The organism is Streptomyces sirii (assembly GCF_045690365.1).
GTDB lineage: Bacteria > Actinomycetota > Actinomycetes > Streptomycetales > Streptomycetaceae > Streptomyces > Streptomyces sirii.
The window spans coordinates 4,372,560-4,384,552 of the sequence record NZ_CP147982.1 but is presented as its reverse complement, the minus strand read 5'-3'; the positions used below and the strand labels follow the sequence as shown (position 1 = coordinate 4,384,552).

At 71.3% G+C, this 11,993-nt stretch carries 11 protein-coding genes and 4 tRNA genes; 6 read left to right on the top strand and 9 right to left on the bottom strand.

Annotation, left to right across the window (positions count from 1 at the left end; genetic code table 11):
- Positions 1–61 precede the first annotated feature (61 nt).
- Positions 62–295 (top strand): hypothetical protein, encoded by a 234-nt coding sequence (locus WAB15_RS19605; protein ID WP_407287024.1) that lies wholly within the window; start codon positions 62–64, stop codon positions 293–295.
- A 50-nt stretch (positions 296–345) separates the two neighbouring features.
- Here the strand turns inward: WAB15_RS19605 and WAB15_RS19600 are convergent.
- The 4 genes from WAB15_RS19600 to WAB15_RS19585 form a co-directional block, all read right to left on the bottom strand.
- Positions 346–419: transfer RNA gene (locus tag WAB15_RS19600), tRNA-Phe, on the bottom strand.
- Between the two features lie 4 nt (positions 420–423).
- Positions 424–498 (bottom strand) — tRNA-Asp (locus tag WAB15_RS19595).
- A gap of 48 nt (positions 499–546) precedes the next feature.
- Positions 547–619: transfer RNA gene (locus tag WAB15_RS19590), tRNA-Glu, on the bottom strand.
- A 133-nt stretch (positions 620–752) separates the two neighbouring features.
- Complete coding sequence (locus WAB15_RS19585) at positions 753–2,339, bottom strand: metallophosphoesterase (protein ID WP_407287023.1); 1,587 nt, start codon at positions 2,337–2,339, stop codon at positions 753–755.
- Between the two features lie 119 nt (positions 2,340–2,458).
- Here WAB15_RS19585 and WAB15_RS19580 point away from each other — a divergent pair, with 119 nt between their 5' ends.
- The 4 genes from WAB15_RS19580 to WAB15_RS19565 all read left to right on the top strand — a co-directional run bounded on the left by WAB15_RS19580 (position 2,459) and on the right by WAB15_RS19565 (position 6,360).
- Positions 2,459–2,809 carry a metallopeptidase family protein gene (locus WAB15_RS19580; protein WP_399150375.1) on the top strand — a complete coding sequence of 117 codons (351 nt, stop codon included), beginning with the start codon at positions 2,459–2,461 and terminating at the stop codon, positions 2,807–2,809.
- A gap of 190 nt (positions 2,810–2,999) precedes the next feature.
- Positions 3,000–3,644 (top strand): hypothetical protein, encoded by a 645-nt coding sequence (locus WAB15_RS19575; RefSeq protein ID WP_399150374.1) that lies wholly within the window; start codon positions 3,000–3,002, stop codon positions 3,642–3,644.
- A 238-nt stretch (positions 3,645–3,882) separates the two neighbouring features.
- Positions 3,883–6,075, top strand: coding sequence for a DEAD/DEAH box helicase (locus WAB15_RS19570; RefSeq protein ID WP_407287022.1), 2,193 nt, complete (start codon positions 3,883–3,885; stop codon positions 6,073–6,075).
- A 212-nt stretch (positions 6,076–6,287) separates the two neighbouring features.
- Positions 6,288–6,360: transfer RNA gene (locus WAB15_RS19565), tRNA-Lys, on the top strand.
- 215 nt (positions 6,361–6,575) lie between these two features.
- On the opposite strand, the gene WAB15_RS19560 is transcribed toward WAB15_RS19565, so the two are convergent.
- The 3 genes from WAB15_RS19560 to WAB15_RS19550 form a co-directional block, all read right to left on the bottom strand.
- On the bottom strand, positions 6,576–6,911 hold the full coding sequence (locus WAB15_RS19560) for a hypothetical protein (protein ID WP_407287021.1): 336 nt from the start codon (positions 6,909–6,911) through the stop codon (positions 6,576–6,578).
- 250 nt (positions 6,912–7,161) lie between these two features.
- Complete coding sequence (locus WAB15_RS19555) at positions 7,162–8,304, bottom strand: LCP family protein (protein ID WP_407287020.1); 1,143 nt, start codon at positions 8,302–8,304, stop codon at positions 7,162–7,164.
- Positions 8,305–8,601: 297 nt separating this feature from the next.
- Entirely contained in the window at positions 8,602–8,877 is a 276-nt protein-coding gene (locus WAB15_RS19550; RefSeq protein ID WP_399150412.1) for a hypothetical protein, read from the bottom strand.
- Positions 8,878–9,463: 586 nt separating this feature from the next.
- On the opposite strand from WAB15_RS19550, the gene WAB15_RS19545 reads away from it, so the two are divergent.
- On the top strand, positions 9,464–10,252 hold the full coding sequence (locus WAB15_RS19545; RefSeq protein WP_399150370.1) for a calcium-binding protein: 789 nt from the start codon (positions 9,464–9,466) through the stop codon (positions 10,250–10,252).
- Between the two features lie 105 nt (positions 10,253–10,357).
- Here WAB15_RS19545 and WAB15_RS19540 read toward each other — a convergent pair whose 3' ends face one another.
- Together WAB15_RS19540 and WAB15_RS19535 are read right to left on the bottom strand one after the other, a co-directional pair.
- Complete coding sequence (locus WAB15_RS19540) at positions 10,358–11,236, bottom strand: hypothetical protein (protein ID WP_407287019.1); 879 nt, start codon at positions 11,234–11,236, stop codon at positions 10,358–10,360.
- 12 nt (positions 11,237–11,248) lie between these two features.
- A complete protein-coding gene (locus tag WAB15_RS19535; protein WP_399150368.1) occupies positions 11,249–11,992 on the bottom strand; it encodes a peptidoglycan DD-metalloendopeptidase family protein in 744 nt (247 codons plus the stop codon).
- Position 11,993 lies beyond the last annotated feature (1 nt).

Below are 11,993 nucleotides of genomic sequence, written 5' to 3'. Positions count from 1 at the left end.
AGATGTCGCACCCGCGGCAATCGGGTGGAACCCGCCCCCGCGCACCAGGGACGATGTCCACATGGACAAAGGAATACGACGGATCGCGGGCGGTCTCCTGACGGTCGCCGGCATCGCTCTGGGCGCGTGGCTGGTCTTCGGTGCGCCGCACGACTGGGAGGGCGCGGGAGAGCGGCTGCTGAAGTTGGCGATGGGTCTGGGCTCCACGGGCGCCATCACCGGTGGCGCCCGGCTGATCTTCTGGCAGCCGGAGAGCGAGCTCGCCCGGTCCGCCGAGGAGGCCGCCGCCGAGTAGGCACGAAGAAGGCCCCGATTCGAGGAATCGGGGCCTTCTCCCAATGGGTGTGGCTGGGGCCGGGGTCGAACCGGCGACCTATCGCTTTTCAGGCGATCGCTCGTACCAACTGAGCTACCCAGCCGCAGCGGTCCTGACGGGATTTGAACCCGCGGCCTCCACCTTGACAGGGTGGCGAGCACTCCAAACTGCTCCACAGGACCTTGCATTGCGCGAGAGCGGCGTGAACCAGTCTCGCACACGGTGATGCGTGCCCCCAACGGGATTCGAACCCGTGCTACCGCCTTGAAAGGGCGGCGTCCTGGGCCACTAGACGATGAGGGCTGGTGGCCACCTTGGCGTCGTTACCGGCGCCGTCGGGGACGTGAGAAGCATATGGGATGGGAGGACCGTTCGCCAAAACGGTTTACCCGGGGCCTGCGGAGGGGCTCCCGGCCGGGTGCGAAAGGGCGCCCGATCAGGGCTTGGAGGAGGACGGGGAAACGGGCGGGGAGGCGGGCCCGGACGCGGGGCCGGACGGGTGAGGCGGGCGACTCCTCGCCGGTGTGGCGCCGGGCTGGTTCTCACGGGGGAGGTGGCGGCTGACCTCGGCCCGGGACAGCCCCAGCCCGCCGAGCGTGATCTCGTCCCACGCCTGCAGCCGCTTCGTCCTGCGGTCCAGGTAGAGCACCGACGCCTGGACCGGCGCGGGCTTGTCGTTCTGCACCGCGCGCAGCCCGCCGCCGCCCGTCGACCCCTCCACCATCAGCCGGGTGCCCTGGGGCAGTGTGGTGTTCTCCCGGTGGTGGACGTGGCCGGCCAGCGTCAGCGGGACCAGGCCGTCCGCCTCGGTCGCGGCGGCCGGGTTGTGGGCCAGCGCGATGTCGACCGGCGTACCGGCCAGCCGCTCGGTGCGCAGCGCGTCGGCGAGCCGGCCGCCGGCGGTGCGCTCCGCGGGGTCGCCGGCCGCCACCACGGAGCGGTCCGGGGTGAACTGCGGGTCGCCGACGCCCGCGATGCGCACCCCGGCGACCCGGGCGACCCTGCCGTTGTCGAGGACGGTGACGTGCTTCCGGCCGGCCAGGTACTTCTGCGTGGTGCGCGAGTCGTGGTTGCCGCGCACCCAGACGTACGGCGCGCCGAGGGTGGAGACGGGGTCCAGGAAGTGGTTCTCGGCGGCCGAGCCGTGGTCCATGGTGTCGCCGGTGTCGACGATCACGTTGATCCGGTACTGCTTCACCAAGGAGGCGATGATCTGCCAGCTGGCCGGGTTCAGATGGATGTCGGAGACGTGCAGGACCCGCAGGGTGGTGGGGTCGGGCTGGTAGGCGGGCAGCGTCGAGGTGGCGTCGTACAGCTTGGTGACGTTGGTGACCAGGCGGGCCAACTCCTTTTGGTAGACGTCGAATTCGCTGACGATGTTGCGCGCGTTGCCGACCACGGACGGGGCGGAGGAGAGCAGTCCGGAGAACTTCGGCTCCAGTACGGACTGGGGGTTCCAGGTGGCGTACGCGGTGCCCGCGCAGGCGGCGAGCACGGTGAGCGCCAGACCGCCGGCGGCCAGGGCGCGGCGCGGGCGGCGGTAGACGGCCAGGCCCAGCGCGGTGGCGCCGGACACCACGGCGACGCAGGAGTGCAGCGCCAGCCCCAGGGCGCCGCGGGTCACGTCGCGAGTGACCTCGGCCTGCAGGCCGGCGAACCGCTCGGGGTGGTCGACCAGCGCCTGGGAGCGGGCCGGATCCAGCCGGTCGACGTCGACATCGAGTCGTATCGGCGCGTGGTGGCTGCGCAGCTCCAGATCGCCGAGCGGCGAGACGTTGATCCTGGTGCCGCCGGCCAGTGAGGGGCGCAGGGCCATGGCGGTGTCCATCGGGCCGACGGGGACATGGAGGGTGCCGAGGAGCAGCAGTCCCAGCCAGGCGCCGAGGACGGTGACGGCCATCAGGCCGAGTGCGGAGTGCACAGGGCGGTGCGGGCCGCCGTCGAGCCGGGTGCGGAGCGGCGGGAGCGGCGGGGCTTTCGGTGTGCCGGTGTGCGGTGTCCGGGAGCGCGCTGCGCGGGCCATTGGTCCCGTATGCCCCGGCATGATGGTCGTTACGCCGGGGGCGGCGGCTCCGGTTTTGCGGCGGCGGGCGGACGGTCCGCGGCCGTCGGTTGCCGGGTCCGGTAGCGGAGAATGGTGGTGTGCTGGAAATGACGCGCGAGGAGTTCGAGGAACTGGTCGCCGAGGCGCTGGACCGGATCCCGCCGGAGCTGACCCGGCTGATGGACAACGTGGCGGTCTTCGTCGAGGACGAGCCCCCGGCCGCCGACCCCGAGCTGCTCGGGCTGTACGAGGGGACTCCGCTGACCGAACGCGGGGAGTGGTACGCGGGCGTGCTGCCGGACCGGATCACGATCTACCGGGGGCCGACGATACGGATGTGCGCGACGCGCGAGGACGTGGTCGCGGAGACCGAGGTGACGGTCGTTCATGAGATCGCGCACCACTTCGGGATCGACGACGAGCGGCTGCACGCGCTGGGCTACGGCTGACGGGCGGTCGCGGGCGGGACCGGACTCCGGCGGAGGCGATCTGCCGGGCGGTGCGTGGGCGATCGGCCCGGCCGTACGCGTGTCCTCGGGCGGGGGGCGGGAGTTGGGCAAGGCGTCCGTGCCGCCGTCCCTGCGCTCCGGATCCGGAGGTCCCGCCGTGCGCCCGAGCCCCTGCCGCTACCAGTCTTCGATGCCGCCCCCCGCTGTCCCGCTCCTTGACCCCGACCCCGCTCCCGCCGCCCGCCCGGCAGCACCGCCGGCGGGCCGGGTGCGGGCCCGTGCCGCGGCCGCCGCCCTGGCCGTCTCCGCGCTGGCCGCGTCGCTGGCCGGCTGCATAAGCGTCAGCGACGCACCGCAGCCCAAGCCGTCCGGCGCCACCGCACAGCCCGACGGAAAGGGCCCCGGGCCCGGCCCCGGCGGGGTCGCCCCGGACAGCCCCGGCGACGGGCCGCGGCGGATGGGGCGCAACGGCGAGGCGCAGCCGGCCGGCGGTGACGAGAAGGCGGGCGATCCCTCGGCCGACGCCGAGCCCACGCCGTCCGAGCCCGCCACACCGTCCCGCCCGGTGAAGCCGTCAGGCCCGGAGCCCGGTCCGGGACACGGCCACGGCGGCCACGGCGACCGCCCCACCGCGGACCCCTCGCCGTCCCACTCCGAGCAGCCGTCCTCCCCTCCCGTCTCGACCCCGCCCAGTACGCCCACCGCGCCGGCGACCCCGCCGCCCAGCAGCCCCGCGCCGCCCCCGCCGAGCGCCCACGCCTCCGGACCGTCGCCGGTCGCGCCGATGACGTCCGAGGGCGAGCTGGGCGCGGAGGAGGTGGAGCAAGGGGCGTAAGGGGCGCGGGGGCCCGTCAGGAAGGGGGTGGCGGGCGGTGGCCGGAAGGCAATTTGCCATCCGGGGGGCGGAGTGCGTATGGTGGTAGATCGTTTGATCCAATTTGCCCGGCGCCAGAAAAGAAGCGCGCCGCGTGGCGCGTTCTCTCCCTTGCCGTGGCTGACCGCATTGAGGCGGTCGTTGTGAAACACACGGAGTTTGGGCGCGTGCCGAGACTCCGGAAGGTTTCGCATTTCGCATGTCCATTTCCACTGAGCAGTCCGTCATGCCCGCGTTCGATGAGCACGACGAGCAGACGGCCCCCGAGGTGACCGAGTCGGCCGAGCCGGCCGAGTCCGCCGCCGACACCGACACCGTCACCTTCGCCGACCTCGGACTGCCCGAGGGCGTCGTCCGCAAGCTGGCCCAGAACGGCGTCACCACCCCCTTCCCGATCCAGGCCGCGACCATCCCGGACGCGCTGGCCGGCAAGGACATCCTCGGCCGCGGCCGTACCGGCTCCGGCAAGACCCTCTCCTTCGGTCTGCCCACCCTGGCCCGGCTGGCCGACGGCCGCACCGAGAAGAAGAAGCCGCGCGCCGTCATCCTCACCCCGACCCGTGAGCTGGCGATGCAGGTCGCGGACGCCCTCCAGCCGTACGGCGATGTCCTCGGCCTGAAGATCAAGGTCGTCTGCGGCGGTACGTCCATGGGCAACCAGATCTACGCCCTGGAGCGCGGCGTCGACATCCTCGTCGCCACCCCGGGCCGGCTGCGCGACATCATCAACCGCGGCGCCTGCTCGCTCGAGGACGTCCAGGTCGCGGTCCTCGACGAGGCCGACCAGATGTCCGACCTGGGCTTCCTGCCCGAGGTCACCGAGCTGCTGGACCAGGTGCCCGCGGGCGGCCAGCGGATGCTGTTCTCCGCCACGATGGAGAACGAGATCGGCACGCTGGTCAAGCGCTACCTGACCAACCCGGTCAGCCACGAGGTCGACAGCGCCCAGGGCAATGTCTCGACCATGACCCACCACGTCCTGGTCGTGAAGCCGAAGGACAAGGCGCCGGTCACGGCCGCGATCGCCGCCCGCAAGGGCCGCACGATCATCTTCGTCCGTACGCAGCTGGGCGCCGACCGGATCGCCGAGCAGCTCGTCGAGGCGGGCGTGAAGGCGGACGCGCTGCACGGCGGTATGACGCAGGGCGCCCGTACCCGCGTCCTCGCCGACTTCAAGGACGGCTACGTCAACGCGCTGGTCGCCACCGACGTCGCCGCCCGCGGCATCCACGTCGACGGCATCGACCTGGTGCTGAACGTCGACCCGGCCGGCGACCACAAGGACTACCTGCACCGCTCGGGCCGTACCGCCCGCGCCGGCCAGTCCGGCACGGTGGTCTCCCTCTCCCTGCCGCACCAGCGCCGCCAGATCTTCCGCCTGATGGAGGACGCGGGCGTGGACGCCTCGCGCCACATCGTCGGCGGCTCCGGCGCCTTCGACGAGGACGTCGCCAAGATCACCGGCGCGCGCTCGCTCACCGAGGTCCAGGCCGACGGCGCCAACAACTCCGCCAAGCAGGCCGAGCGTGAGGTGGCCGAGCTCACTCGCGAGCTGGAGCGCCTCCAGCGCCGCGCCACCGAGCTGCGCGAGGAGGCCGACCGGCTGACCGCGCGTGCCGCCCGTGAGCGCGGCGAGGACCCGGCCGAGGCGCTGGCCGCCGCCGCCGAGACCGCCGAGGCCGAGGCCGAAGCCGCCGCCGCGGCCGCGGTGCCGGCCCAGGCCACCGCGCCGGACGAGCGCCGTCCGGCCGCCCGTGACGAGCGGGGCAACTTCGAGCGCCGCGACCGTCGTGACGACCGCTCCGGTGGCCGTTCCTTCGACCGTGACCGTCGTGACGACCGCTCCGGTGGCCGTTCCTTCGACCGTGACCGTCGTGACGACCGCTCCGGTGGCCGTTCGTTCGACCGTGACCGTCGTGACGACCGTGGCGGCTTCAACCGTGACCGTCGTGACGAGCGGGGTGGCTTCAACCGCGACCGTCGTGACGACCGCTCCGGTGGCCGTTCGTTCGACCGTGACCGTCGTGACGACCGCTCCGGTGGCCGTTCGTTCGACCGTGACCGTCGTGACGACCGCTCCGGTGGCCGTTCCTTCGACCGCGACCGTCGTGACGACCGCGGCGGCTTCAACCGCGACCGCGGCGAGCGCCCCAGCCGCCCGTTCAACCGCGACGACCGCTCCGGCGGCCGCCCGTCCTCCGGTGGCTACCGCTCCGGTGGCGGCGACCGTCCGTTCAACCGTGACGACCGCTCCGGCGGCCGCCCGTCCACCGGTGGCTACCGCTCCGGTGGCGGCGACCGCCCGTACGGCCGCCGGGACGACCACCGCGGCACCACGACCGGTTCCTTCGGCCGCCGCGAGGACAAGCCGCGCTGGAAGCGCAACGGCTGATCGCCGGCGCTGACCGGCAGGGCGGCGTCCCGCGCTGACCCACCGCACCGAACAGGGCCCGTACGCACGCAAGTGCCGTACGGGCCCTGCGTGTTGTGCGGGTCAAACGCCCGGACGCCCGGCTCGAGGACGGGTCCGTGGCGCACTCATGACCGGTCCGATCCCTAATGCCTTCGGGCTGTGGCCGATCCTCGGGCTATGCTGCTCGGTGCGGGCCATTAGCTCAATTGGCAGAGCAGTGGACTTTTAATCCATTGGTTCAGGGTTCGAGCCCCTGATGGCCCACCGAATCCATCCCGCGGCAGGCTCTCCGACCTGCGGTCCAGCGCCTCGACCGGCAATCGCCGGCCGGGGCGCGTCGCTTTTCCCGCCGCATGCGCGCGGGAGGGGTGGGGCGTGCGTCTGCGTGGGCGGGCGGCCCGGCAGGCGGGGCGTCAGATGTCGGGCGGGGGCGGGGAACGAGCCCCGGGGCCGTTCCCGAGGGTGTGGCGAAGACTTGGTCAGAGGCGGCGTACCCGCCCGGCGATCAGATGTCCGGCGAGGAGGTAGATCGCGCCGGGCAGCGCGTAATTGAGGACGACGCGCAGGGCCTCGGTGTCCATGGTGAAGACGTCCCGTGCCCACCAGGCGAGCGCGTCGGCCACGCCCTGCACGAACTGGACGAAGACGTTGGCCCGGTTCGCTTCGAGCAGGTAGAGCAGGATCCACAACCCCAGGAACCCGGCAGCGATGTCGGCGATGGTGTGGATGATCAGGGCTGCCCGCTGTGCGGCGGTGCCGCCACGGCCGCCGCCGTAGTGGTCGCCCACGGGCATGGATTCGGACCGGTGGCTCATGGGAGTCGCAATCCGGCGCACGCTGCGCCTCGACGGCAGGGAAGTGCGACCACGGCCAGGGTGGCCACCCCCCACAGGAGTCACCCTGGCCGTGAGTGCACTCGGGGGCGTCGCGCGCACCCGTATGCAGTTCTGCGCCGCGGAGCGCCGTCGTGTTACCCGGCCGATCGGTACGTCCCCTGTGTGCGGACATATGCGCTCTACCGGGAGGTGCCTTCCGCGCGGACCGCTCGCGGCCGGACCGGTGTCGTCAGCGGTCGCTGGTGACGGTGACCGGGGCGTCGTTCTTCAGCTCGGCCACCAGCTGCCTGACCTTCGGCCGGTCCCACTGGAGGTTGCCGCCGACGCTGCCGGAGATCGGCACGTTCATGGACGTGCCGTCGCCGCCGGAGACCTCCTTCATGGCGAAGAACATCTTGCCGAGCAGGTAGGGGTTCATGTCCTTGTCGACGACGAGGGTGTCCAGGCCCGCGCCCGCGACCCGGTAGAACCTGAACGGGTTGAGGAGGGTGCTGGGGGTGGCCACCTGGCTGGCGAGCGTCGAGAGGAACTTCTGCTGGTTCTTGGTGCGGTCCAGGTCGCTGCCGACGAAGGCGTGCCGGGTACGGACGAACGCGAGCGCCTGGGCGCCGTCGAGGCTCTGCACGCCGGGCTGGAAGTCGGCTCCCGACCACTTGTCCTTGAAGCCCTTGCCGAGGTTCATCTGGACGCCTCCCATGGCGTCGACGATGTCGGCGAAGCCGGTGAAGCCGATCTCGGCGTAGTGGTCGATGTGCAGCCCGGTGTTGTACTCGACCGTGCGGACCAGCAGCTGCGGACCGTCGTAGGCGTAGGAGGCGTTGAGCTTGTTCGCGCCCATCGGGGCCCTGATCTTGCCGGACTCGGAGCCGCGGAACTCCGGGATGGTCACGTTCGAGTCGCGCGGCAGGGAGATCAGCGTCGGGCCGCCTGCGCCGACGTGCAGGATCATCATCGAGTCCGTCCGCTGCCCGGCCTCCGGGCTGCCACCGGTGTGCAGGCTCCTGCGCCGGGCCGCCGACATGCCCTTGCGGCTGTCCGAGCCGACGATCAGGTAGTTGGTGCCCTCGCCCGCGGCCGGGCGGTCGATGACCTTGCCGAGATCGACTTCCTTGCGCAGTTTGGAGTCGGCCCAGAAATACGTGCCGACCCCCACCAGGAGCAGGACGACGAGGAGGGATATCAGAAAGCGCCTGACCTTGCGGCCGCGGCGCGGCGAAGGCTCGTAGTCATATCGATCATCCTCTTCGTAGTGGGGCGGCACTCCGAGCCGCTGGCCGGGGAGGACATGGGCGGAATTCGGGGGGCGTGCGGCATGTGCGCCCTCATATGATTCCTGGAAGTCGGCGTACCTGCCGTGGGGCCTGTGATTCATGCCCGGCAGTGTGCATTCTCCGGTCGCCTCGAAGGCAAAGCGAGGGAGGGGCTCCGGGCAGACTGTGTCCGATCTGATGCACAGCGCCCGAGGGGAGCGGCTGTAATGTCCCGCCAAATGCGTAAGCGAGGCCACTGAACGGTCAGTCGCGGTCGATTGCGAGAATTCGGACAAGCCGAATTCGGCGCCCCCGTTCCCGGCTCGGCGCGGAACCGTCCGGCTCGGGGCGGGCGCCGGCCTCGTTGCTCAGGGGGCAGGGGCGGGCGGTCTGCGCCCCTGAGCTCGGCACCGGCGCGGTCAGAGGCGGCGCAGCCAGGCGGCTGCGCCATGACCGACCGCGAGGTAGATCAGCGCGGGGAGGGCGTAGTTGAAGAAGACCCGCAGCCCCTCCGTCTCCATGATGAAGATGTCCTGCGACCAGCCGGCGAGCCAGTCGGCCACACCGCGCACGAAGTCGACGAAGACATTCGCCTGATTCGCCTCGAGCAGATACAGCAAGATCCACAGCCCGAGGAATACCGCGGCGATATCCGCAAGGCTGTGAATGATCAAGGCGAGTCGGTCCGCTCCGATGCCCCGTCGGTTTCCTCCCCGACTTCTCCTGGAGTTCGCGCCGGAGTCCGGAACGGCGTTGTACGGGGCGGCCGGTGCGGGGTCGTAGTGCGAGGGCGGGGGTGAATTTCTGCGCGGCGGTGCGGGGGGACCGGTAACGGGCAGCGGAGCAGTATCGCCGCCATCCGGCGAGTTTGTTCCACCGTGGTAGGGAGAGTTTGGACTGGAGCCGTATGGGCGATTTCGCGGTATGCCGCCATTGGGGTAACTCATGGTCCCGCACATTGCCCATCAAGCGATTCCGAAACTCCCTTCACCGCTATTTCACATTGCTGCCCTGGGGCCGCCACCGCGCAGTCGGCCGGCCGATGGCGCGGACGGTCGGCTGGAGGCCGCCCGCGCCGCGCGCGGCGACCCGAGGCGGGGGGACCGCGGACATCGAGCCACCGCACGGCCGATGACGACCGGCACTCCCCCCTGCGGCGCGGCGGGCGAAAGTGTCACACCCGGCGGCTGCCTCGTAGGGGAGGGCGGCCCTTAAGCTTTGCGCTTCAACTACCCGCCGAGCCTGTTCGGCGGGGCTCTGTTCACTCCGTGAAGGAGATACATGCGCAAGCGCGCTGCCTTTGCCGTGCTCACCGCCGTCACCGCGCTGGCCGGGGTCGTCATCCCCGGTGCCTACGCGGGCGAGAGCCAGGAGGACGTCCAGATAAGCGACGTCGTCCTCGACGGCGGCAAGAACGTCGTGGTCGACGTCTACGACAAGACGATCACGGTGGAGGGGACCTTCACCCACCCGACCGGCATCCAGGACGCGGACTTCGTCCTGTGGCGCGGCCCGGACGGGGCGAACCCCTATCAGACCTACGACGACCGCATCATCTCGAACGAGTACTACGTCCACGCGGACTGCGTCGCCTCGAGCGCCACCACCTCCACCTGCTCGCAGACGTTCACCCTCCAGCCGGACTGGAACCTCACGAACGCCGACGCCGGCACCTGGAAGGTCAGCGTGCAGGGCGTGGCCAACGACGACAGCGGGACCCAGCTGGCGGACTACACCACGACCCGTCTGCAGCGGCACGCCGAACTGACCGTGAACGCGGGCCCGGAGCCGGCCGCCAAGGGGCAGCCCCTCAAGGTCACCGGCAAGCTCACGCGGGCCAATTGGGACACCCTCGACCACCGCGGCTACACCAACCAGCCCGTCAAGCTCCAGTTCCGCAAGGCGGGCACCACCACCTACACCACGGTCAAGACCGTGAACACCTCCAGCACCGGCGACCTGACGACCACGGTCACCGCCTCCGAGGACGGCTACTGGCGCTGGAACTTCGCCGGCACCTCCACCACCCCGGCCGTCAAGGCGACCGGCGACTTCGTGGACGTGCAGTAACCCCCAGGCCCGCCCGCGCCGTGGTCGGCGGCGCGCATCCGCACGGTGTCCGCGCGAACGCCCCCGGCTCTACGGGAGAGCCAGGGGCGTTTTCCCAGGGTGGCTTCAGCACTGCTTCCCTTGTGGGCACACCGGCGTGGTCATCGCCTGGAAGACGCTGGTGTCGGGCGGGCCGGGCCAGGCGACGTCGGGCTTGTTACCGCCGTCCTGGTGGTAGGGCGTTGCCCACAGGCTGAGTTCGAGCACGTTGTCGCCCACCACCGCGAGGTACTCGTGCAGCGTCGTGGGCCGGGCCGTGTCCTTGTCGAGGACGATGGTCGCGGCCACATGCCGGGAGTCCCGGGTGGTGTACGTCACCGAGGTGTGCGCGGACCCGCACGCCTGGAGTTCCTTGGCCAGGCCGCCGAACAGGGCGGACGCCTTCCGTTTCCCGTCCTGCAGGTGTGCGGCGATGGTCTCCTGGGCCAGCCAGTTCTGGTCACCGTCGTTCTTGCCCGGCCGGGCCTTCTCCATCCACGCGGCGCGCGCCAGGGAATCCGTCTCGGGCGTGCGCCGCGCCCCGCAGTGCTCCTCGAAGAGGAACTTCTCGCCGTCGGCGAGGCGGGCCGAGGTGTCCAGCATCGGCCAGTGGTACGACGCGTTCATCGGGATGGAGCCGGACTCCATCCACTGGTGGAGGCGGTCGTCCGGGTCGTCCGGGTCACGGCCGGCGGCCGGCGACGAGGACGCAGTGTGACGGGTGGTGGGCCCGGTCCCGGCCGTCTTTCCGGCGGCCGGGACCGACGGCGCACCCGGAGCCGACGGACCTGAGGCGGACGGGCTCGTGACGGACGGGCTCGTGACGGACGACGGCCGGGTGCCGTCGGCGTGAGGGCCGTCGTCGGTGGGACCGCAGGCCGTCAGCGAACCGACGGAGAGGATCAGGGCCAGGGGCGCGGCGAGCAGCCGGCCGGTACGGGACGAGGCGGCGGTGGTCTCGGGCATGGTTCTCCCCGCTCACCAGGCCGGCTTGCGATCGTGGCCGTAGCGGAACGGGCCCGCGGGGTGGTCCTCGAAGTGCAGGTGCGGACCGGTGACGTTGCCGGTGGACCCGACCCGGCCGAGCCGCTGGCCCGCCTTGACCTTCTGGCCGGGGTGGACGTCACGCCAGGACAGGTGGCAGTAGACGTAGACGCGGCCGTTGTCCGCCTGGAGACCGATCCAGTTGCCGTAGGCACCGCCCCGGGCGTCCGACCACTTGACGGTGCCGTTCCGGACGGCGACGACCGGCGTTCTCTCCGGTGCCGCGTAGTCGTCCCCGGTGTGATACCCCGTCTGGTACCGGGCGTTCGGCACGCCGTACGCATAGTTGACGCCGTGCCCCGGCACCGGTGAGCCGACCCGGCCGCCCGTCGAGCCTCCGTCGCCCTCCCGCACCTTGAAGCCGTACTCGGCCCCGAGCTTCTTGAGGGACGTCCTCCCCGGAACGCCGTCGGCCGCGCTGCCGGTGTAACCGAGGTGGCGCTGCCACTTGGCGTAGGCCTCCTTCGTACGCGGGCCGAAGGTTCCCGGGGCGGACGAGTAGTCCAGGCCCACGGCCTTCTCCAACGCCTCCTGCACCGTCAGGACGCTGCCGTTCCTCGCGCCGGGGTGGACGTCGGACAGGGACACCACTTCTGCTCGCTGCACGCTCGGCTCTCCCGTGAACAACTCGGCCACACTGCCGGCCACACTGTCGAATATCTCTCCGATGCCAGGCATG

What these genes read in the sequence shown, in the direction of transcription:
- WAB15_RS19605 (WP_407287024.1), top strand. Translation starts at nt 62, where the DNA reads ATGGACAAAGGAATACGACGGATCGCGGGCGGTCTCCTGACGGTCGCC.
- WAB15_RS19585 (WP_407287023.1), bottom strand. Translation starts at nt 2,339, where the DNA reads ATGGCCCGCGCAGCGCGCTCCCGGACACCGCACACCGGCACACCGAAA.
- WAB15_RS19575 (WP_399150374.1), top strand. Translation starts at nt 3,000, where the DNA reads ATGCCGCCCCCCGCTGTCCCGCTCCTTGACCCCGACCCCGCTCCCGCC.
- WAB15_RS19570 (WP_407287022.1), top strand. Translation starts at nt 3,883, where the DNA reads ATGTCCATTTCCACTGAGCAGTCCGTCATGCCCGCGTTCGATGAGCAC.
- WAB15_RS19560 (WP_407287021.1), bottom strand. Translation starts at nt 6,911, where the DNA reads ATGAGCCACCGGTCCGAATCCATGCCCGTGGGCGACCACTACGGCGGC.
- WAB15_RS19555 (WP_407287020.1), bottom strand. Translation starts at nt 8,304, where the DNA reads ATGAATCACAGGCCCCACGGCAGGTACGCCGACTTCCAGGAATCATAT.
- WAB15_RS19545 (WP_399150370.1), top strand. Translation starts at nt 9,464, where the DNA reads ATGCGCAAGCGCGCTGCCTTTGCCGTGCTCACCGCCGTCACCGCGCTG.
- WAB15_RS19540 (WP_407287019.1), bottom strand. Translation starts at nt 11,236, where the DNA reads ATGCCCGAGACCACCGCCGCCTCGTCCCGTACCGGCCGGCTGCTCGCC.
- WAB15_RS19535 (WP_399150368.1), bottom strand. Translation starts at nt 11,992, where the DNA reads ATGCCTGGCATCGGAGAGATATTCGACAGTGTGGCCGGCAGTGTGGCC.